Here is a 21,834-nt window from a genome sequence, read left to right on the forward strand (position 1 = left end):
GTGAAAGTTAGGGGACAGGTCCCATATTTGCAGGCAGATGCGGAGCCCGCGGGCTCCGCATCTGCCTGCAAATATGGGACCTGTCCCCTAACTTTCACCGCGTCCCGGCTCCCGCCGGCTCTTACTTCACCATCGAAAGCGAGATCTTGGCGCGTTCGCGATCGATGCGCTCGACCCACACGGTCACCGTGTCGCCCACGGTCACCACGTCGCTCGGGTGCTTGACGAAGCGCTTGGCCATCTTCGAGATGTGCACGAGGCCGTCCTGGTGCACGCCGATGTCCACGAAGGCGCCGAAGTCGACCACGTTGCGCACAGTGCCCGCAAGCTCCATGCCGACCTCGAGGTCGTCGATGCTGCGGGCGGCGCTGCTGAACACGACCTCGGGCGCGTCGTCGCGCGGGTCGCGGCCGGGCTTCTCGAGCTCGGCGATGATGTCGAATAGGGTCAGGATGCCACAGTCGATCTCGGACGCCAGCGCCGACACGCTGCCCACGCGCTGCTCGATGTCGGGGATGCCGCCCGCCGCGAGGTCGGCCGCACCCACGCCGGCGCGCTTGAGCACCTCGCGCGCCACCGCATAGCTCTCGGGATGCACGCTCGTGGCATCGAGCGGATTGTCGCCACCGGTGATGCGCAGGAAGCCCGCTGCGTTCAGGTACGCCTTGGGACCGAGCTTGGGCACCTCCTTCAGCTGGCGCCGATCGGTGAAGGCGCCGTGCTCTTCGCGATAAGCCACGATGTTCTTGGCGACTGTCGGCGTGATGCCCGACACGTAGGACAGCAGGCTCGCGCTCGCCGTGTTGACGTCGACGCCCACGCGGTTCACCACGTCCTCTACCACATGGCCGAGCGTGCGCGCAAGCTCATGCTGGTCGAGATCGTGCTGGTACTGCCCCACGCCGATGGACTGGGGCGGAATCTTCACGAGCTCTGCCAGCGGATCTTGCAGGCGACGGCCCAGGCTCATGGCACCGCGCGTGGTCACATCGAGATCCGGATACTCCTCGCTCGCGAGCTCGCTTGCCGAGTACACCGATGCACCCGCCTCGTTGACGATCGTGTAGCGCAGGTCGGGCGCGGACTCGCCGATGAAATCGGACACGACCTCCTCGGTCTCGCGGCTCGCGGTGCCGTTACCGATGACGATGGTGTTGATGCCGTACTTTTTGATAAGACGCGCCAGCTCGCGCTTCGTTCCCGCGATGTCGCGGCGCGGCGGCGTGGGATACACCACGCCGTGATCGAGCAGCTTGCCCGTCTCGTCGAGCACCGCCACCTTGCAACCCGTGCGGTATCCCGGATCGAGGGCGATCACGCGGGCACCGCGCACGGGCCGCGCCGAAAGCAGGCCCTCGAGATTCTTGGCAAAGACCTTGATGGCATCCATCTGGGCGCGCACCGTGAGCTTGGCGCGCAGCTCGCGCTCGAGCGAAGGAGCCATGAGGCGCTTGTAGCCGTCGGCGATGGCGGCGTCGAGCACCGGCGCGAACACGCCCGCGCGGCGCGGCCAGCGGAAACCCAGACGCGCCACCGCGGCATCCGTGTCGACGCTCACGCGCACGCGCAGCTTGCCCTCGCGCTCGCCGCGGTCGATCGCCAGGATACGGTGGTTGGGGATCTTGCGCGCGGGCTCGGAGAAGTCGTAGTACGGCTCGTAGGGCGTCTTCTCGTCCGCATCGACCGCCACAGCAGCGATCTCGCCCGTGCCTTCGGTGAAGGAGCGCAAGTCGGCCACGTTCTCGGCGTCTTCCGCCACCGTCTCGGCAACGATGTCGGCCGCGCCGGCGAGCGCCTTCTCGGGCGTATCGAAACCGGCCTCGGCGGCCTCGGGCGTCACGTAGGCGCCGGCGGCGTCGAGCGCCGAGCCCTTGGTGGTCGCCTGCATGATGATCATGTTGGCGAGCGGCTCGAGCCCCGCCGCGCGTGCCTTGCCCGCACGGGTCATGCGCTTCTTGCGGTAGGGCTTGTAGAGGTCCTCGACGCGCTGCAGCTGCGTGGCCGCGCGGATGTCCGCCTCGAGCTCCGACGTGAGCTTGCCGGCAGCACCGATGAGCGCGATGACATCCTCCTTGCGCTGCTCGAGATTGCGCAGGTAAGCCAGGCGGTCGTCGAGCGTGCGCAGGGCGACGTCGTCCATGCCGCCCGTCGCCTCCTTGCGGTAGCGAGCGATAAAGGGAATGGTGTTTCCCTCGTCGATAAGGTCAACCGCAGCTTGGACAGCTGCCTTCTTCAGGCCGAGCTCCTCGGCAAGTGTTGCGATGATATCCATAGGGCTCCCCTGTTGTCGGGTGCAGGGCTGAACAAGAATACCCGCCCATGAGGGCAGTCGCAAGGGCGGCCTGCCACCGGATGACGCCGGCTTCGGCACGATGCGGCCTGGGTGCGCCCTGTCGGGCCACCCCGCCGCGAAAAGCCCGGACTTTGGACGGATTATTCACCCCGGGGCCGTACAAGCCCCCTTTGGACCTGCGAAAACATCGAGGTCAAAAGAGCGCTTGTCTCGACCCGGCGTCAAAAGTCCGTCCAAAGTCCGGACTATTTGCAGCCTGCATACCGAACCGCCACCCTGCCGCGACGGCCCGTCCTGCGAGGCAGCGCACATGGTCCGTCGGGCGCCGAGTGAATACGCTGGCAGATGGCCCGCTATGCACGGATCGCCCAAGCGCCTGCCGCCTTCCCACTTGCGCGGGCGCGTGCCGACGGGTCGCGCCGATACCGATTTTGCCGGCCCGAGAGCATGCCCTGGATGAAACCGCGACTTTTGTACCCGATTCCGAGAGCAGCCAGCCTCTACAGCCGCCAAATCCGCCCTAAGGCTCCGTCGTTTTGGCAGCTTAATCGGTTTCGCTACCTGACCTCGCTCTCATATCGGGTACAAAAGTCGCGGTTTCATCCACAGTCCGCCTCGCAGCACCCCACATGAGCGTCCGACTTCCGGCCCAACGCCGGTTTCGCGCCGACGGATATGCAACAATGGAGCGCATCGCACGGGAAGGAACCTCCATGGATGAACGGAACGCCGAAAAGCAAGGTCGCAGGGTTTGGCCTCGTCGGGTGGCCATCGGCATCGCGGCGCTCATCATGACCGCAACAGCCGCCTTTTTCATCTATACGGCGGACTACTACCGCGCCGGCGATACCGCACGCCAGCTGGCAGAATCCCTTACCGCATCGGGCGAACTCACCGAGACGGACGGCTCCATCGCCATCGGAGACGACGACGCGGACGTCGGCATCGTGTTCTACCCGGGCGCCAAGGTCGAGGCGGCGGCATACATCCCGCTCGCCTGCGAGCTCGCCGAGCGCGGCTACTACTGCGTGATCGCGAAGATGCCCTTCAACCTTGCCTTCTTTGGTATCGACGCAGCTAACGGCATCATGGGCGATGCGCCCGAGGTCGAAAGCTGGTGGATTGCCGGGCACTCGCTCGGCGGCGCCATGGCGGCCCAGTTCGCCGCGGGGCACAGCAGCGAGCTCGAAGGCGTCCTGCTGCTTGCCGCCTACGCCGCGAGCGATCTTTCCGCCACGAACCTCGCCGTCAGCATCGTATATGGCAGCGAGGACGGCGTGCACAACCGCGATGCCCTCGAGAAGAACGCCGCCAACCTGCCCGCAGGCGCGAGCACGACGGTGCTCGACGGAGGCAACCACGCCGGCTTCGGCGACTACGGCCCGCAGGCGGGCGACGGGGAGGCAAGCGTGAGCGCAGCCGAGCAATGGAGCCAGACCGCCGACCTGGCGGAAGAGGCAATCGAGGCAACCCGATAGCGGGAGCCGCCTTCGCCGTCGCCGCCAGCCCACTGACGATCCCGTGTTGAACACCCACAACCAAGGCCCACAACCTAGGGGTTAGGCCGTTTCGAAAACGATTTCGGCTCAAGTTGTGGGTGCTTTGTGGGTGATGGCCCGAAAGGCCGCCTGTCAGCCGAGCCAGAAGCCGTCGACGGGCTTATCGCCGTCGTAGAGGGCATCGTCGCGGTCAGTGATGTCCCGTAGCACGCGGCAGGGGTTGCCCGCAGCCACGACGCCCGCGGGAACGTCGCGCGTAACCACGCTGCCCGCGCCCACGACGGAGCCCGCACCCACCGTCACCCCCGGAAGCAGGATGGATCCCGCGCCGATCCAGGCGCCCGCGCAGATGCGCACGGGTTTGTTGTACTGCAGCCCCAGCGCGCGCAGGCGGGGCGACACGGGATGCGTGCCCGTGCAGATGGTCACGTTGGGGCCGATCATGACATCGTCTTCGATAAAGATATCCGTGTCGTCCACGAGCGTGAGCCCCATGTTGGCGTACACGCGGTTACCAAGATGCAGGTTAGCGCCGCTCCAGTTGGCGTGAAGCGGCGGCTCGATCATGCAGCCCTCGCCTGCCTCGGCAACTAGGCGACGCAGCAGCGCGTCGCGCTCGGCCATATGGCCGAACGGCAGACTGTTGTACTCATCGAGCACATCTCGCCTGGCCATCTGCTCCGCGAACAGCTCGTCGCTGTTGGCGATGTACAGGCGGCCATCCGCCATGCGCCGCTTGATCTCTGCGAGCTCCATAGACCCTCCCCTTTCCGAACATGTGCCCCATGATGGCACAAAAGAGGGCGGGCACGCGCGCCGAAGCGCAAAGCGTACCCGCCCCGAAATCAGTCGCCCCCGCAAGCCGCTAGGCGAAGGGATCGAGCTGGTCGACGGCGCGCAGACGCATCATGAGGGTCGCCATCTGGGCGCGCGTGCAGGCGCCCTGGGCATCGAGGAGCACCGAGCCGTCAGGCTGGTCGACACCGCTGATGATGTCGGCGGCCACACCCCACGACATACTCTCGAGCGCCCAAGCGGACACCCCGCCCGCATCGGGGAATGGCGAAAGATCGATGCGCGCCGACACGTCGTTACCGCTCAGCTGCTCCCACCGCATCATCACGGCGGTCGCCTGCTCGCGCGTGAGCGGATCGTTCGGCCCGAACAGGTCGGTTCCCTCGTAGCCCACGAAGACGCCGGCCGACTGTGCCCACAGGACGGAATCCGCGAACCAATCGTCCTCGCTCACGTCGGAGAAGCCCTTGGCGTCCGTCGCGGATGGCCTGCCCTCGGCGTTCCAGATAATCTGCGCCATCTGGGCGCGCGTGACCGCATCCTCCGGCCCCATGAGGCCCGTGTCGCTGTATCCGCCGAGAATGCCGTGGACGATTGCCCAGTCAAGAGGATCGTGATACCACTGCGTGGGGTCGGCGTCGGGGAAGCGGCGCGAGGGGCAGAGGTCTCCCCCGTCGCATCCGAGCAGGACCTGCACCGTAACGCTGGATGCCGGCATCGTGAACGTGTAGGTGCCGTCATCGCGCGCAGCAAGCTCAACCAAGCGGCCCCGGCCATCGAGCGCGGAGATGTCGCGCAGCTCGAAGCCCTCATCGGGGTCGATGGTCACCGTGACGGTCGTGCCGGCAGAAGCGGTCTTGCGATCCGCCGCGGCGCTTCCGTGGGCGTGCGTGTTCACCGTGACGGCATAGGTCGTCGCCGGGGGCCTCGGAGGATTGGGGCCCACCGTGCTCCATTGCGCGTAAAGCGTGACGATAGCGCCGTCCTCCGTGGTGAGGTTGCCCACCTGCGCTTGGTCGGCGTAGAAGGCACCGCTACCGTCCGCCTCGGTATTCCAGCCGCTGAACACGTATCCGTTACGCGTGAACGCGTTCGGCTCGAGCGTCTGGGCAACGTCGTAGGTGAAATCCTGGGGGAACATAATTCCCTCGCCGCCGTTCGCATCGAACTTGACCTCGTACTGGGCCGGGCGCGCATGTCCTGTCAGGGCCACTTTGCCCTGGACGGTGATGTCTTGGGCGCCGGGGTTATCGGCGTCGAGGCCATCCGGCATGATGCCTTCGACGGCATAGCCCTCGAAAACGTAGCCATCGGAGAGGCTTGCACTGATCGTGACCTTGTCTCCCGTGAACACGACTCTGGAGGATCCGCCGAGAGTGTCACCGAACCGGACATCCACGTGCTCGTCGACGCCCGCAACGGTGATGGTGCTGTAGTCGAGCGCGACGGTTGCCGTTTGGCCGTCTTTGACCTCCACCGTCTTGTTGCCCGCCGGATAGCCGTCTGCGATGACGCGGTAGGTGCCTGGTTTGATCTCGTAGGCGGAGTACACGCCGGGCACACCGTCGTAGGCTGTCAGCGGAATCGTTTGCCCGTCCGCAACGAGAGCGATGTTGGCGTTTTCGACGGCGATGTTGTCCTTCGTCAGCGTGATAAGGACGTCGTCGCTCCATGCCCAGACAGCGCTTAGGATGTGGCCCTGCGGCTTGCCGTCGTCGTCGATCGTGCAGAGGTTGACAACGGTCTCCCTGTCGCCGATCAGCGTGCTATTCCCGGTTTCGCCGGAGATTGCCCAGCCGATGAAGACCTGACCGTCGTTGGTGAATGAGTTCGCTCTGAGCGATGCGGACTGGTCAAAGGTCATTTGCTGCGAGTCCATAGAGCCGCTGCCACCGTTGGAGACAAACTGCACCGTGTAGATCATCGGCTTCCACTGCGCATAAAGCGTGACGGTAGCGCCGTCTTCCGTGGCGAGGTCAATCACTTGCTCTTGATCGCTATAGGGCGTACCGGCACCATCCGCCTCTGTGTTCCAGCCCGTGAACTTGTAACCGGGCAGCTGGAACGTGCTGGCGGCCAGTGCGGCGCTCTTGCCGTAAGTCAACTTCTGCTCGCTCATGGCACCGGTCAGCAGATCGGTCGTGCTTGCATTTTCGGGAACATTCGCATCAAAGGTGAGGGTGTAAGAGACCGGTTGCCATTGTGCGTAGAGTGCAACTTCTCCGTCCTTCACCGCAAGCGCAGGCACGGTCGTGCCGGCCTCATATGTGACCCCATTTCCATCCGCCTCAGTATTCCAGCCAGTAAACGTGTAGCCCGCGCGGGTGAAGCCGCACCCGGAGACGAGCCAGTCCTCGTTCGTGGGGACGGACTCGGGATTCATGGAGCCCACGGCATCGGTGGCGTTGGCTTGGAACGTCACCGTATACGTATCCCGTTCCCACTGCGCATAGAGTGTGACGGTGGCGCCGTCGACCGAGGTGAGGTTGCTCACCGATGCCTCGTCATCATACGTCGTGCCGCTCGGATCATCCGAGAGAGGATGCGCCTCGGTACTCCAACCAACAAAGGTGTAACCGTCGCGCGTGAACGTGTTCGAGGTGAGATTCTGCGACTTGTCGAACGTAAATGACTGTGGGTTCATCGTGCCTTCGCCGCCGTTCGCATCGAAGGCTACGGTGTATGAGTTCGGCTTCCATTGAGCTTCCAGGGTCACGGTCTCATTGTCAGATTTTGCGAGGTTCCGGACTGTCGCCTCGTCGTCATATTCCGCCGTGCCGCCCTGCACCATCCACCCGGCAAAGGTGTAACCCGGCAGCGTGAACGCACAGGCAGGAAGCTTGTACTCCTCGGTAGAGAGGAGGTCCGTCATCGTGGCCATCTTGCCCGATGCCTGGCCCTTGGTGCTTGCGTCGGCAGGATAGTTGGACTCGAACGAGACGCTGTAGGAAGCCGGGCGCGCATGCGCTGTGATGGTCACGCCACCGTTCACCTTGATTTCCTGAGTGTCCGGCTCGTTCAAAACCAAGTCGTCTGGAACAACGCCATCGACATCGTAGCGATCGAAGACGTAGAGGGCATCCGAATCGGGGTAGGTCTTCGCCTGGAGCGACACCTTCTCGCCCTGAAACACTGTTCGCGCGGTAGAGGTCGGCGACGTTGGGCTCTCCCCAATCCAAGCGTTTACATGTGCGCTATCCGCAGACTTCACGGTAATCGTGCAGTAACTCGCGCTGAATGAATTGCTCTTGCCGTTTTCCACAGTGATTGTTTTCTTGTCGGTCGGAAACCCTGCCGACTCGCCATCGTTTATATCGACATGATACGTACCAAGTTTGACATTTGAAAGGCCATAAACTCCTAAGACGTCAGTCGCAGAAAAGCCCTTCACGGTCTCTGATGAATCCTCGGTGCTCACGAGCACGATATCCTCACCCGGATTATCCAGCACGACCGGTTCGCCGTTGTTGAAAATCGTGATGACGACGGCGTTGTTGGGCAACCACTGCGCGGTCAGTGTGCGGCCGATCGGCTTGTCACCGGAAGACTGCTGGTCGAACGTGCACAGGTTGGTCACGGCCTCACCGTCGACGTAGAGATTCTCGTCTCCATCCTTCCAGTACAGGAAGCTAGAGCTACTGCCCGACGGAGGTTTGAACGCATTCCGGTCAAGTGCCTCCTTCTGGTCGAACGTCATCACCTGAGACTTCATCTCACCCGTCCCATCGCCGGACTCAAACTTCACCTCATACGTATACGGCTCCCACTGGGCGTACAGCGTGACGGTACCGTCGTCCGCGTCGAGGAACAGGTCGTTCCTGATGAGAGCGCCGCCTTCGTAGTCGTCGCCAAACCCATCGGGATCGGTGTTCCATTCGGTGAAGCGGTATCCGGGCAGCGAGAAGCCGCCCGAGTTGATATGCGCATCTTTGGCATCAGCCTCAACATAAGCGTGCTGGGTATCTCCAACCAGCTCCGTACTCGCATCCTCCGGCCTATTCCCCTCATAGACAATCGTGTAGGTCTTGGCCTCCCACACCGTCTCGAGCGTCGCCTCATTGCCGCCCTTATAAGTCCACACGCCCCCGGAGGAGTACTCCGTGTCACCGCTATAGATCATGCCATTCGAATCCGCCACGCGCCGACCCACCGAGTCCGCATAGTGGTCAACCGCTCGGCCAAGGCCGTCCGTAGGCTCTTCGTCTATCTCGATACTCGTCTCGCCCACCGTGGCAAAGGCCGCTCCATCGTAGCCGTTCCCGCTCACCAGCAGAACGTTTGTCGTCGGCTTGAGCTGACCAGCCTCACCCGGATAAACATTCCCTCGATAGGCAACCCCGTTCGCATCCTCCGCAGTGCGCGTATACGTGCTCCCAGGCAGATACACAAACAGGTTCTGCGCATCCCCGTCGGCAAGGGTGTACAGGTCCGTCGAGCCATAGTCGTAGCGTGCCGCCGAACTTCCCTGCCCGATGCCGATATTCAGGTCCGTAATCTTCGTGCTCGTCGTCAGTCCCACGACGGTGGCGACGGTGCGGTACACCGTCTCGTTGTTGCCGTTGACAAGCTTGCAGTCGTCGGCAAACGCGCGCACGGAGCCGCCGGTGATGACGGCAGGCGAATTGTCCCGCACAGCAATGGTGCCGTCGACGGTTCCACCGCTCACACTCACGTTCCTGGCGCGGTTCGAGCCGATATCGCCCGTGCTCGACTGTCCACCCGTAGCCCTGATCAGGCCGCCCTCGATGGTGATGATGGACAGGTCTTCGCAATACTGCCCGGCGCCGATGCCCGCTGACCCGGGGCCGCCTGTCGCCGTGATCGTGCCGCCCACGATGTGGATGCTATAGCACGAGGAGCATTGGTGGCTGGCGCCGATGCCCGCACCGCCCGTACTCGAGCCGATGGCCGTCACGGTGCCGCCGCGCACGATGATGCCCGAAACGCTCACGTTCTCGCCTGCGCCGCATCCGATACCCGGCGCATCCGTGCCGCCGCGAGCAGTCAAAGTCAGGTTGTCCCGCTGATACGTTCCTATCGCGATTTTGGAGACAGAAGACGCACTTCCGCCACCGACACCCGCGGCGTACCCGCCGCCCGCGGCATCGACCGTACCCCCGCCGACCGTAATCGCGCTGGCGCTGCCTCCCGCACCGCTGCCGATGCCGGCACCGCCGTTGGCGGACGTCCCGCCCTTAGCCGTCACCGTTCCGCCACTCACGGTGATATTGCTTGCGCGACCTCTCGAGCCGCTGCCGATGCCGGCGCCGCCACCCGAGCCGGTCGCGCGCACCGTACCGCCGATGATGGTGATGTTCTCGGCATGGCCGCCCTTGCCTCCGCCGATGCCCGCCGAATTGGCGCCGCTGCCTGTTGCAATCACCTCTCCGCCGCTGATGGTGAGGTTCTTTAACGTCAGGTTGCCATCTTTGCAGCCAATGGCGGGTGCGTCGTGCCCGCGCGCCTCGACCTTGCCGCTCTCGAAATGGATGTTGCCGGCAACGGTTCCCGACCCCCCGTTCGAACCGATGGCGGGAGTGCTGCCTTCCGACGAGGCGACTGCGGTCAACGTCCCAGGCTGGCCTGCTGTACGCGTGCTGAAAATGAGCTTCGTCGCGGTTCCGTTCTTGCGGATGGCCGGCGCACCGCGATAGCCGCCCAAGTACACCTGGGCGCTCTCGAGGGTGATGATGTTCACCGTCGCGCCGGTCGCCTCGCCGATGGAGATGGCCGGCGCAGAGGAGAGGTCCCAGCCGCGGCCGGTGAAGTCGGCATCGATACGAAGGCCGTTCTCCAGATAGATGTTCACCGTGCCGTATTCTGGCGGCTGCACGACGATGCTCACGCGGTTCGTGCTGCCCTTCAGGTGGTAGTCCCCCGACGCGGTGATGCGGTAGTCGGCGCCTCGCTTCGCCGTGCTGACGTCGTAGTAGACGACATTCGCAGCCCCGACTTCGCCCGCATCGTCAACCGCATGGGCGCGCCCCACAGGAAGAAGGAGCGCCACGAGCGCCATCGCCATCGCGACGAAAACCGCCAGCATATGCCTCACATGAAGGCGTCCGCCCGCAAACGTTCCGAATCCACCCATCGCAGTTATCCTTCGTCGAATGCCACAGGAACGCGCCTGCGCCCGAAGGCGCGACGCGTTCCCCTTACCCGTTATGTCGCGGCGCGGCTACTCATCGCCACCGCCTGCCGCACCGTCGGAGTCCTCTGCAGCGCGCTCGATGGCATGGCGCCGCGCGCTGTACGCGAGGAAGCCCGCAGCCGCGGCGGTCGCCGCCAGGCCCGCCACCGTCGGCACGGACGCATCGCCCGTGCCCGGCAGGACGCCCGAGGATGCCTGGGTCTTCCCCGACGAGCCGGAACCACCCGAACCGCCAGAGCCGCTGGACCCTCCGGACCCTCCCGGCGCATCCGGTTCATCCATTCCGACACCGCCACCGCCGATGGGGGTATCGGAGCCGTCATCCTCCACTTTCCACGCACCGGGATCGAAGAGGTCGAACTCCTCGTCGCCAACCTCCTCGTGAACGGGAACCTCACTGGTAAGCGACTCGTGATAGGGCGCGGTGTAGTGCAGCACGGGCACCTCGCCCTCGGTGTCGACGGCCGACACGATGGTGTCGTACTGGTAGTCCTTGAGCTGGAAGTACACCTTCTTCGTGCCATGCCAGTCCTTGGGAATGGAAAAGTTGACCCGGTACTGGGCGGTCTTGCCCGGCATGAGCAAGTTGTTCGCAGCGGGATCCGCCAGCAGATGCGGTCCGTCGTTGGCGTTCGTAACGGCGGCAAGGCACTCGGGCGGATAGATGTTCTGCTTGAGCTCAATCAGCTCCAGCAGCTCGGGCGTGGGATCCTCATAGAGCTCGGGGTTCCACACCGAGGCGCACAGCTTGTCCTTCGAGAACGAGAACCGGCGGGAATCCACCGTCCGCCTCGTCTCGGCGTCGCACATCTCGATCGTGCAGCCCTTGAGGATCACGCTGCCGTCGTTGCGCAGGGTGATGAAGAACGGCGCGTCGGGGTCGCCCTGCTCGACGAACTGGTAGACCGCCTCGAAGCCGAGCGGCGTCGCCGTGGCGACGACGGGGATATCGAGGTAGTAGAGGTCCGCCGCACTGGTGGACATGTCGGTGATGGAGGTCGCCAGGAACGTGTAGGACGCCCCGCCGTTGACGGCAAACAGCGAATCCACAGGGTGGTTCAGCTCCGCCAGGGGGAACGACTCGGAGAACAGGTCGTCGCACAGGATGCTCGCGCACACGCGGTGGATGCTCACCTTGGTCGGCGACGGCTCGCCCGCCTCGTTGAAGGTCTGGCCGCCCTCGCCCTCCCTGTTCTCCAGGAAGAGCAGGACATTGCCGTTCTCGCTCACCATGAAGCCGGACATCCTGATGCTCTCGGGACCGACCTGCCGGGAGCTCAGCTGGCCGTGCTGCACGTCCGGATTGAAGGTGGACGCATAGAGCACGCCGTCCTTTACGGTGAGGAGCGCAGAATGGTTGGGCCACACCTTGACATCGGTGATGTCCTTGGTATCGGCGATGTTCTCGACGGCGTCGAATTCCATGTCGGCACCGGCAACCTTGTTGGTTTCCATGGCTGCGAGATTCTCAGGGAGATCCATCTTCACGGTCGTGATGCGCACGCCCGCCTCGCTCGACCGGGAGGCGACAACAAAGGACAGCTTCGCCCTGCCGCCGCTTACGCTGCCCGTATTGGCCGCGAGCACCATGTCGTAGGCAGTCGAGTGCACGGCGAACGGAGCGCACTCCAGGACCTTCGTGCCCGAAAGCAGCAGGTACTTCGCCGTCGTTTGCGCCGCGGAGCCGAACAGCCCCTCCGGCGTCGAGGCGCAGCGGCGCAGGTACACCGCGGCGATGCCGTAGGCCGATGCGCTGGACCCATTGCTTGCAGGCAGCACGACCAGGCGGGGAACCGACGGGTAGCTATAGGTCTTCGAGGTGCCGGGGTTGTATTTCCACGAGTAGGTTGCCGTAACCTGGAGGTATTCGTCCAGAATCAGCCAGGTCATGAGCTGGTTGCTCGCAACATCCGCAAGCCCGGTCGTATCGCCGCTCGGACGTGTGCCGCTTATCAGCAGGACATGCATGCCGTTGGGCACATTCGGATTCGATAGGTCCTCCGAATAGGCGATCACGTCGAAGTCGTGGTCGAAGGTATCGATGCGCGCCCCCATGTTCCCCAGGTTGACGTCGATCACCTTCGGCCGCTCCCACTTGCCGGTGTCGGCGTTGTAGCGCTGGGCCGAAAGGCGCGTGCGCTGGACCGTCTTGTCCTGGAGCTTGTAGGTGACGCTCACGATGCGGAACATGTACGGCGTGGAGTGGAAGAGGACGGTCTTCTGGAGCGGGTTGCTGAAGATGTTGCGCGAGATGCGCGTGTCGGCGGTGGGCTTCACACCGCCGAGCTCGCCGATGCCCGCAACGCCGAGGCTATCGCCAAAGCGGCAGACCGCGTCCTCGTCGCGCCCGATGTACTCGTAGTCGAACTCCTCCATGTCCTCCTCGGCGTTGGCCGGCCCAAACGTGCGCATCTCGGCGACGTACAGGTCGTCGCCGATTTGATGCTGCTCATACGAGAAAGTCGTCGCCGTGAAGCCCGCCTTCTGCTTTGCGCTCACCTCGGCGGTCTTGGCGAGCTCGCCCTCCGTCACGATCGACGCCTCGTTGAGGAAGGCCTCGAGGTTCAGATCGCCGTTGCCGAGCGGCCCGGAGTGCGAGTAGACCGCCCCGCCGTCGTTACCCGCGCTAAGCTGGAACCCGAGCGGCTCGGCCACCCTGTTCCCCTCGACCTCGCCCGCAGTGAGGGTCGGATTAAGCCCCGCCCAACGATCGTAGAGCCGCGGCCACGAGTAGCTCCAGAGCTTTCCGCTCCACTTGAAGATCAGCAGCTGGACGATGACCTCGACATCGAAACCGGAGCTGACGATAACGCGCGGGAGCGGATAGCCCTCGATATAACCCTTCATCTCGAAGGCGCCGATGTAGATCGTGAAGTAGCCGACGCCGCGGAAGCCGAACGACGCGACGCCGGAGATGCCCACGCCCACATGGACGCCGACCTGGATGTTGATGGTGAAGCTGACCTGCACATTGGAATCGTTCACCAGGTTGATGGCGAGCGGGTTGTTCCGAGGGGCTTTAACCTGCGCCGCAGCCGAGATCAGGGCGCTGATCTCGGGCGAGAGCGTGACGAACAGAGGCACCGGACCGACGACGAACGTCCAGTTCAGCTCGACTCCCATGCTGAATTCCGCGAGCAGGTTCGCCGAACCGGTAAAGGGTTTGCTTTCGTCGAACAGGTCGCAGCTCACCAGGAGGAACGCCTGCAGCGCCACGCTCGCCTTGAGCTTCGACGAGAAGCTCACGGCCTTGCCCGCACCGCGCGCGATGGACTTCATGCGCTGCGTCTTGGCGATCTGGTCGTTCCAGCGCTTCTGGAGCTCCTGCCATTGCTGCTTGGCCGAAGAATGGCCCTCGCGTTCCCACTCCCCTCCCGTAAGCGGGGAGTTCTTGACCCAATCGAGACCCACCGTGCTGACGCCGAACATGGCGTAGCCGAACGGCGAGACATAGCCCATGATCGGGAAGGACGGCTTCCAGACGGTCAGCGTGCCCTGAAGCGGCTTCGGGACCGAGTCACCGAGCTTGATTGCAGGCCATGCCTCGTTGTCCTGCGCGTTCAGCGCGAAGTCTTGGCCGCTGCTCAGCACCGAATCGACCGGCGGTTGGACAACGGACAGGCCCGTCTCGAAACGGTACTCGTCCCCATCGGAAAACGCGACATGGTACAGATACGATGTGTTCAGACTCAGGCAGGCTTTATGCCCGGGGCACAGGAAGTGATCGGAGGCCGAGAAGCTGCCGACGCCGTCCGAGAACGTCACATCGAACGTGCGGATAACCGACTCGCTCCCGGTGCCGTTGTCCTTTGCCACGAGCGAGACCGTCGCTGCACTCTTTTGCGGCGCCTCGATCTCGCCGGCCAGGTCGTGCGTGGTCAGTTCGCTCTTGACCAGGGGAAAGGCGTTCTTCGTGTACTGGATATCCCAGCCGTTGAACGACATCTTCCGGAAGTACACGTAGTTCTGGTCGGTGACCAGGCGCGTGGGAACCTTCATGCCGCTGCCGCCGTCGCAGCGGATACGCTCGATCGTGACGCGGCGGTAGCCCTCCTTCTCGATGTCGATGCGCCCGTCGAAGCGGTAGATGACCTCGCCGTCGCCCACATCGATGGGGGTCGTCATCTTCGAGATGTCGACCACGATGTTGCCGTCCGCATCGGTCGTTCCCTGCTTGGTCGTGGAGAACGGCCCGCGCGTCGTGAGCGTCACCGCGGCGCCGGGCAGCGGCCTGTTCTGGTTGTTCGTGACGTCCACAGCCGCGATGCCGATCTCTTTATTCGAGACGACAAACACCTTGAACTCGGGATTCGCGCTATCGACCGCATAGGCGCGCGTCGCGCCATCTTGCCACAGAGGGGTCAGGAACAGCGATGCCGCGCCCGCGAGGCCGCCGAGCACGAACGAACGACGCGAGACCGCCATCGAAGACTTGGTCTGGGTGGATTCAGGGGTTCGAGCGCTCATACAGGCCCCTCCTCGATATAGCGTTTTAGCAGCGTGGACGCATTGTCCACTCAGCGTAGCGAAAAGGGAGGCAGCGCGGCACCGCCGTTTTTCTGCTAAATCGGGTAGGCAAACAGGACGGACCGCGCCGGGCGATCACCATGTGGCGACGCTCCGGGGCCCGTCCGCAGCGCACTCGTCAGCGCAGCATGTGCTGCGCCAGGTCCTGCCGCTTGCTGATGCCAAGCTTGCGGAAGGCAGAGGTCAGGTAGCTTTTGACCGTGTTCGCCGAGATATCCAGGTGCTGACCGATCTCGCTGTTGGTCCAGCCTCGGGCCGCGAGCATCGACACGGCGAACTCCGTGGTGGTGAGGTTGTCGGCGACTGTCTCGGCGGTCGCGGGATTGTGGACGCGGCGCCAGCCGGCGGAGAAGCGGTAGGTGATGTCGATGACGCGCTTGAAGTCCTCGGGCCAGTCGCTCTTGATGACCGACTCCAACATGCCGCCTAGCAGGCCGTGGTGCTCGCCGAACGCCTCGATGAGTCCGTCGGGACGCGCAAGCTCCCAGGCGGTCAGCAGGTGCTCGCGTGCATCGGCGATGCGCTTGAGGCTCATGCAGTCCATGACGGCAACGAGGTTCAGGTAGATATCGGATATGGGATAGACCTTCGGGCTCATGAGCAAGGCCGCCTCGGCCACGCCCAGGCTTCGCGCGTAGTCGCCGCTAAGATACAGCGCGTGCGCTCTGACATAGAGGGCGAACGCGCGCAGGCCCGGGGGAAGCAGCGGCAGCAGCGAGTCGACGGGCGGCACGTCATCGGGCACCGGAATATGCAGGAGGATAGAGGACGTATGGCCCATGAAGGCGATCGCCGCGCGGCTTTGCTCGGACGAGACGTTCGGGGAGGCTTTCAGGGCGCGCTGGAGCTCCGCCAACGCAAAGCGGGAACGGTTGATATTGCCCAGAGGCAGGTTGGCATACGCGTAGATAAGGCATGCCGAGAGGCGGACTGCCAGGTCGTCATGGGAAAGCAGCTCGCTTGTCAGCTGAACGGCTCGCTCGGCGTCGCCGCTGAAGTAGCAGAACTCCGCTTGAGCGATCATGCGTATCTCGGGGTCCTCGAACTGCTCGATCGTCTGCTGGCAGGTTCCCGGCTCGAACGAGGTGTTCATCAGGGGCATCAAGCGCGAGAACACACCGGGCGCGATGGGGGACATCTGAGGGGCGTGCACCGCCGGCGGTGCCCACGACGCAGAGGGACGATGCTTCTCGTCTGGCTGGGACGTCTCGGCTATCGGTTGCTCGGCAGGCTCGTGCCCCGTCGACCGGCGCTTGCGAAGGTCCTCGGGCTTTTCTGCATTCTCCGGGATGATCCACGTTCCCCCGAGCTTACGGGCACCCTCGATTCTTCCCGCGGAACAAAAACGCTGCACCAGGCGGTCCGAAATCCCCCACGATTCAGCGGTTTCCCTCACATTGCGATAGTCCATCACGCGCTCCGTTTCGACTCGGTACCTACGCATTGTATTCGTTCGTTTTCGCGAACAATTGGTGCTAACGACGGATGAAACGGGTGAGCTGGCGAACGGTACGCGACGGGACCGCTTTGCCGGGCTCAGAGCGCCGAGGCGCAGCGTCCATTCCAAAAGGAGCGGCTATCGCGCCGAAGCCCCGGTCTTCATTATTCGTCTTCCATGCAGGCGATGAGCGTCTATACCGAAGACAAAGACGAGGCTGCGGGATTATCGCAGCCTCGTCTTCATTCATACATCTATGTATTAGTATTAGTTTTATTAATACATATATTAAGCTACTCCCATTCGATGGTCGCCGGAGGCTTGCTCGTGATGTCGTAGGCCACGCGGTTCACACCCGGGACCTCGGCCACGATGCGGCTCGAGATCTTGGCGAGCACGTCGTAGGGCAGCTTGGCCCAGTCGGCGGTCATGGCGTCGCTCGACTCCACGGCGCGGATGATCACCGGGCGCTGGTAGGTGCGTTCGTCGCCCATGACGCCCACGCTCTTGATGTCGGGCAGCACCGCGAAGTACTGCCAGCAGCTGTGCTCGGAGTTGCGGTCACCCGTCGCCTCGAACAGGCGCGCGTTGTAGGCGTCGAGCTCCTCGCGGACGATGGCGTCGGCGTTCTTCAGGATCTCGAGCTTCTCGGGGCTCACCGAGCCGATGATGCGGATGGCGAGGCCCGGACCCGGGAAGGGCTGACGGTACACGATGTGCTCGGGCAGGCCGAGAGCCAAGCCAAGCTCACGCACCTCGTCCTTGAAGAAGTGGTCGAGCGGCTCGATCAGATCGAAGTGCACGCCATCGGGGAACGGGATGAGGTTGTGGTGGCTCTTGATGGTCGAGGCCTTGCCGCCGGTCTTGCGGGCGCCGGACTCGATGATGTCGGGGTAGATGGTGCCCTGGGCCAGGTACTTCACGCCGTCGAGCTCCTGGGCCACGGCGAAGAACTCCTTCCAGAACTGCGTGCCGATGATGCGGCGCTTCTCCTCCGGCTCGGTGACGCCGTCGAGCAGCGCGGCGTAGCGATCCTCGGCGTGCACGTGGATGAAGTCGACGTCGAACTGCTTGGTGAAGACCTCCTCGACCTGCTCGGGCTCGCCCTTGCGCAGCAGACCGTGGTTGATGAACACGCAGGTCATCTGGCGGCCGATGGCGCGAGCGCCGAGCGCCGCGACCACAGAGGAGTCCACGCCGCCCGAAAGCGCCAGGATCACGCGGTCGCTGCCGACCTTCTCGCGGATGTCGGCGCACATGCTCTCGACCAGGTTGTCCATGGTCCAGCTGGCCTCGAGACCGCAGATGTTGAACAGGAAGTTCGACAGGATCTGCTGGCCGAACTCGGTGTGGCGCACCTCGGGATGGAACTGCGTGGAGTACAGCTTGCGCTCGGGGCACTCCATGGAGGCGACGGGGCACACCTCGGTGGACGACGTGACCACGAAGCCCTCCGGCGCGCGGGAGACGGCGTCGCGGTGGCTCATCCACACGGTCTGCTCGATGGGCGTCGCGTTGAACAGGGCGCTCTCACGGTCGCGCTCGATGGTGGCGGGGCCGTACTCGCCGATCTCGGAATGCGAGACCTCGCCGCCGAGCGTGACGGCCATGATCTGATGGCCGTAGCAGAAGCCCAGCACAGGAAGGCCCAGGTTGAAGATCTCAGGATCGATGGAAGGCGCGTCGTCGGCATACACGGACGCCGGTCCGCCGGAGAGGATGAGCGCCGAGGGATTCAGGGCGCGAACCTCGTCGGCCGAGATATCGCACGGAACGATCTCGGAGTACACATGCAGGTCACGCACGCGACGGGCGATGAGCTGGCCGTACTGCGCGCCGAAGTCAAAAACGAGGACCTTGCTCCCCGTCTTGCTGGAAGAAGTCTGCGACATAGGTCTCCTCTGCTTGATATGTCGGCCCGCGCCGTGCAGGCCGCATTCGATACCCGCACTATCATACATGCGAGCAGCCGTTTCGTGCCCAATCCCCATCGTTTACGCAGGCTGTACAAAGACAGCGGCTTCCACAGCCCGTCGCCAGCCCGCTTTTAAGGCTTCGCAGGGCGCTCGAGGCGTGTTGTGGGGCCGATTTGCACGGGGCAACCGGGCGTTTCGCAAAGTTAATTCAGATATGCGTAAGCGCACAAGTTTGATAGGTTGTCCGCAGCGCGCCGCAGATGCGTTTTAACGGTTTTATTTCGGACATAACGGACAGTTCTTCTGATTTCTTCCGCATCCGCCCGGATAGAGCCCTTTATCTTGGAGCTTTTCGCGCCGAATTTTCATCCTATCTATCAACTAGGTAACGCATATCTGAATCTATTTCTTTAAATTAACCCCCGTACCCCTTCAAGCACGCGTTCGAACCGCGGCAGAGGCGCAGCGTTTGGCTCCAGATATGTCACAATAGACGGCAATACGGCATCCACGGGAGCACACCTTATGAAAAACATCCTGCTTATCGCAACCGGCGGAACCATCGCCTCCGCAGAGGACGGTCACGGCCTCTCCCCCAGCCTCACCGGCGAGGACCTCGCGCGCGCCGTGCCCGAGATCGCCCGGCTCGCCCATATCGGCATCTGCCAGCTCATGAATATCGACAGCACCAACATGCAGCCAGCAGACTGGCTCCGCATCAGCCGCGCCATCGTTCGAGAATACGACGCCTACGACGGCTTCGTCGTGCTGCACGGCACCGACACCATGGCGTACACAGCAGCCGCCCTCTCCTACCTGATCCAGGACAGCCCCAAGCCGATCGTGCTCACCGGATCGCAGAAGCCCATGGAGGATTCGTTCACCGACGCCAAGCTCAACCTGTTCCAGAGCATCCTGTATGCCGTCGACGACCGCAGTCACGATGTCACGATCGTGTTCAACGGCGCGGTGATCGCCGGCACGCGCGGTCGCAAGCAGCGGACCATGAGCTTCAATGCGTTCAAAAGCGTCAACTACCCTTCGATCGCCTATATCCGCAACGACCGCATCATCCGCAGCGGCGACGCGCTCGTCGCGGCGCAGGGCCTCGCCGCCACCGCTTCCAAGCCCACGGGCCCGCATTTCTTCGACACGCTCGACGAGCGCGTCTTCGTCCTCAAGCTCACACCCGGCATCAGCCCCGAGATTTTCGGGCTGCTCAAGCCCAACTACGACGCCATCATCCTCGAGACGTTCGGCATCGGCGGCATCCCTGAATACGCTGCGTCCAACCAGGACGGACTCTCCTTCAAAGAGGCGATCTTCGATTGGGTCGACTCCGGCCGCACGATCGTCATCACGACGCAGGTCCCCGAAGAGGGTCTCGACCTCGGCGTTTACGAAGTCGGCCGTGCCTACGCGGAACACTCTGGCATCCTCAAGGGCGATGACATGACCACCGAGGCGCTTGTTGCCAAAACCATGTGGGCGCGCGGTCAGTCGAGCGACCCCGACCGCGTCAAGGAGCTGTTCTACCGGCCTGTCAACAACGACCGTCTTGCCGCGCTGTAGCGCTGCGGTGCCGAATACTATCCCATAACAGCAAAGGCCGGGCGCAGGATGCGATCAACCTGCGCCCGGCCTTTGCGCATCGAATGTGCGGATCGCGATTACACGGTCATCGCCGTGACCACCCGATACATCAGGTAGATGTTCGCGATGTTAATGGCAGCGCAGGTCAGCACCGCGTTGCGCATGAAGCGCTCGGCCGTGGTGACGGCCATGCTCTGGGAGGTCTTCGCGTGCTCAGCCGCCTTGCGCGACGTCTGCATGTAGATGCCCGCGCCGAATGCAAGGGCCAAAACGGGCGCGATGAACAGCTCGTACTTGCTTCCCCATCGGCTGATCTCGCCGGAGAGCTCCACACCCATGGGGACGGAATCGGGCAGACCCGGAACGATGATGAAGGCGGCGATGAGCGGCGCCACGGCGAGTAGGCCGGTCACGACGCTCAGGATGCCCGCCATCTTGCTGTACTTGAACATGGTTCTCCTTTGCAGCGGATACGTCGCGGTAGCCTAGACGTTGAAGCGGAAGTGCACCACGTCACCATCGGCCATGATGTACTCCTTGCCCTCCATGCGCAGGCGGCCAGCGGCCTTGGCGCCCTGCTCGCCGCCGAGCTCGATGTAGTCGTCGTAGCTGATGACCTCGGCCTTGATGAAGCCGCGCTCGAAGTCGGTGTGGATGACGCCCGCAGCCTGGGGAGCCGTCGCGCCCTGGCGCACCGTCCAAGCCTTGACCTCCATCTCGCCTGCGGTGAAGAACGACTGCAGGCCGAGAAGCTTGTAAGCCGCCTGGGCGAGGACCTCCAGGCCCGGGCGCTCGAGCCCCATGCTCTCCAGGTACTCGGCGGCCTCCTCGGCGTCGAGCTCGGAAAGCTCGGCCTCGACCTTGGCGCAGATGGGGATGGGCGTGACGCCGTCGATGGGCTCCAGCTCCTCGCCGAGCATGTCCTCGTCGACGTTGGCCACGTACAGGATAGGCTTCATGGTGAGCAGGAACAGGCCCTTGGCGGCAGCGCGCTCCTCGTCGATCATGTCGAGCGCGGCGGCGCGGTTGCCCTCGTTCAGCCATGCGATCAGGCGCTTGGCGATGTCCAACTTGGGCTGGAGCTCATGGTCGCGCTTTGCCTCCTTCTCCAGCTTCGGAATCTGCTTCTCGAGCGTCTGGATGTCGGCCAGGATGAGCTCGGTCATGATGGTGTCGGCGTCGCCCGCCGGGTCGACGAAGTCGCCAGTGCGGCCCACCTCGCGCATGACGTTGGGATCCTTGAAGTAACGCACGACCTCGCAGATGGCGTCGGTCTCGCGGATGTTCGCCAGGAACTGGTTACCCAGGCCCTCGCCCTCGTTGGCGCCCTTCACCAGACCGGCGATGTCCACGAACTCGACCGTCGCCGGCACGATGCGGCCCGGGTGCACGATGTCCGCAAGCTTCTGCAGGCGGTCGTCGGGCACGTCCACAATACCCACGTTGGGATCGATGGTCGCGAACGGATAGTTGGCGGCAAGGCCGCCCTTCTTAGTGAGCGCTGTGAACAGGGTCGATTTGCCAACATTGGGCAGGCCGACGATGCCGATAGACAGGGCCACGATGTACCTTCTCTCAAACGAAAGCGCCCCGCCGGCAAGCAGCGGGGACGCTCGAACCTT

At 63.7% G+C, this 21,834-nt stretch carries 10 protein-coding genes; 2 read left to right on the forward strand and 8 right to left on the reverse strand.

Annotated elements, in window-relative coordinates:
- Positions 1–121: 121 nt before the first annotated feature.
- On the reverse strand, positions 122–2,272 hold the full coding sequence (locus H6A16_RS09135; RefSeq protein ID WP_204618436.1) for a Tex family protein: 2,151 nt from the start codon (positions 2,270–2,272) through the stop codon (positions 122–124).
- A 734-nt stretch (positions 2,273–3,006) separates the two neighbouring features.
- Here H6A16_RS09135 and H6A16_RS09140 point away from each other — a divergent pair.
- A complete protein-coding gene (locus H6A16_RS09140; protein WP_204618438.1) occupies positions 3,007–3,771 on the forward strand; it encodes an alpha/beta hydrolase in 765 nt (254 codons plus the stop codon).
- Positions 3,772–3,924: 153 nt separating this feature from the next.
- On the opposite strand, the gene H6A16_RS09145 is transcribed toward H6A16_RS09140, so the two are convergent.
- The 5 genes from H6A16_RS09145 to guaA form a co-directional block, all read right to left on the reverse strand.
- Positions 3,925–4,548, reverse strand: coding sequence for a sugar O-acetyltransferase (locus H6A16_RS09145; RefSeq protein ID WP_204618440.1), 624 nt, complete (start codon positions 4,546–4,548; stop codon positions 3,925–3,927).
- 109 nt (positions 4,549–4,657) lie between these two features.
- Positions 4,658–10,630: an InlB B-repeat-containing protein gene (locus tag H6A16_RS09150; protein ID WP_204618442.1), complete on the reverse strand. Its 5,973-nt coding sequence runs from the start codon at positions 10,628–10,630 to the stop codon at positions 4,658–4,660.
- Positions 10,631–10,765: 135 nt separating this feature from the next.
- Positions 10,766–15,205, reverse strand: a complete 4,440-nt coding sequence (locus H6A16_RS09155; RefSeq protein WP_204618444.1) for an Ig-like domain-containing protein — start codon at positions 15,203–15,205, stop codon at positions 10,766–10,768.
- A gap of 178 nt (positions 15,206–15,383) precedes the next feature.
- A complete protein-coding gene (locus tag H6A16_RS09160) occupies positions 15,384–16,676 on the reverse strand; it encodes a helix-turn-helix transcriptional regulator (RefSeq protein WP_204618446.1) in 1,293 nt (430 codons plus the stop codon).
- Between the two features lie 320 nt (positions 16,677–16,996).
- Positions 16,997–18,595, reverse strand: a complete 1,599-nt coding sequence (guaA, locus tag H6A16_RS09165) for a glutamine-hydrolyzing GMP synthase (protein WP_204618448.1) — start codon at positions 18,593–18,595, stop codon at positions 16,997–16,999.
- Between the two features lie 549 nt (positions 18,596–19,144).
- On the opposite strand from guaA, the gene H6A16_RS09170 reads away from it, so the two are divergent.
- Positions 19,145–20,191 carry an asparaginase gene (locus H6A16_RS09170; RefSeq protein ID WP_204618451.1) on the forward strand — a complete coding sequence of 349 codons (1,047 nt, stop codon included), beginning with the start codon at positions 19,145–19,147 and terminating at the stop codon, positions 20,189–20,191.
- Between the two features lie 98 nt (positions 20,192–20,289).
- Here H6A16_RS09170 and H6A16_RS09175 read toward each other — a convergent pair whose 3' ends face one another.
- Positions 20,290–20,664: a DUF1648 domain-containing protein gene (locus H6A16_RS09175; protein WP_204618453.1), complete on the reverse strand. Its 375-nt coding sequence runs from the start codon at positions 20,662–20,664 to the stop codon at positions 20,290–20,292.
- Positions 20,665–20,697: 33 nt separating this feature from the next.
- On the reverse strand, positions 20,698–21,774 hold the full coding sequence (gene ychF, locus H6A16_RS09180) for a redox-regulated ATPase YchF (protein WP_204618455.1): 1,077 nt from the start codon (positions 21,772–21,774) through the stop codon (positions 20,698–20,700).
- Between the last annotated feature and the right edge of the window lie 60 nt (positions 21,775–21,834).

Origin of the sequence: Collinsella tanakaei, from assembly GCF_016900375.1 — a bacterium.
GTDB lineage: Bacteria > Actinomycetota > Coriobacteriia > Coriobacteriales > Coriobacteriaceae > Collinsella.

Coding starts and splice junctions, on each gene's coding strand:
- H6A16_RS09135 (WP_204618436.1), bottom strand. CDS start 2,272: ATGGATATCATCGCAACACTTGCCGAGGAGCTCGGCCTGAAGAAGGCA.
- H6A16_RS09140 (WP_204618438.1), top strand. CDS start 3,007: ATGGATGAACGGAACGCCGAAAAGCAAGGTCGCAGGGTTTGGCCTCGT.
- H6A16_RS09145 (WP_204618440.1), bottom strand. CDS start 4,548: ATGGAGCTCGCAGAGATCAAGCGGCGCATGGCGGATGGCCGCCTGTAC.
- H6A16_RS09150 (WP_204618442.1), bottom strand. CDS start 10,630: ATGCTGGCGGTTTTCGTCGCGATGGCGATGGCGCTCGTGGCGCTCCTT.
- H6A16_RS09155 (WP_204618444.1), bottom strand. CDS start 15,205: ATGAGCGCTCGAACCCCTGAATCCACCCAGACCAAGTCTTCGATGGCG.
- H6A16_RS09160 (WP_204618446.1), bottom strand. CDS start 16,676: ATGGACTATCGCAATGTGAGGGAAACCGCTGAATCGTGGGGGATTTCG.
- guaA (WP_204618448.1), bottom strand. CDS start 18,595: ATGTCGCAGACTTCTTCCAGCAAGACGGGGAGCAAGGTCCTCGTTTTT.
- H6A16_RS09170 (WP_204618451.1), top strand. CDS start 19,145: ATGAAAAACATCCTGCTTATCGCAACCGGCGGAACCATCGCCTCCGCA.
- H6A16_RS09175 (WP_204618453.1), bottom strand. CDS start 20,664: ATGTTCAAGTACAGCAAGATGGCGGGCATCCTGAGCGTCGTGACCGGC.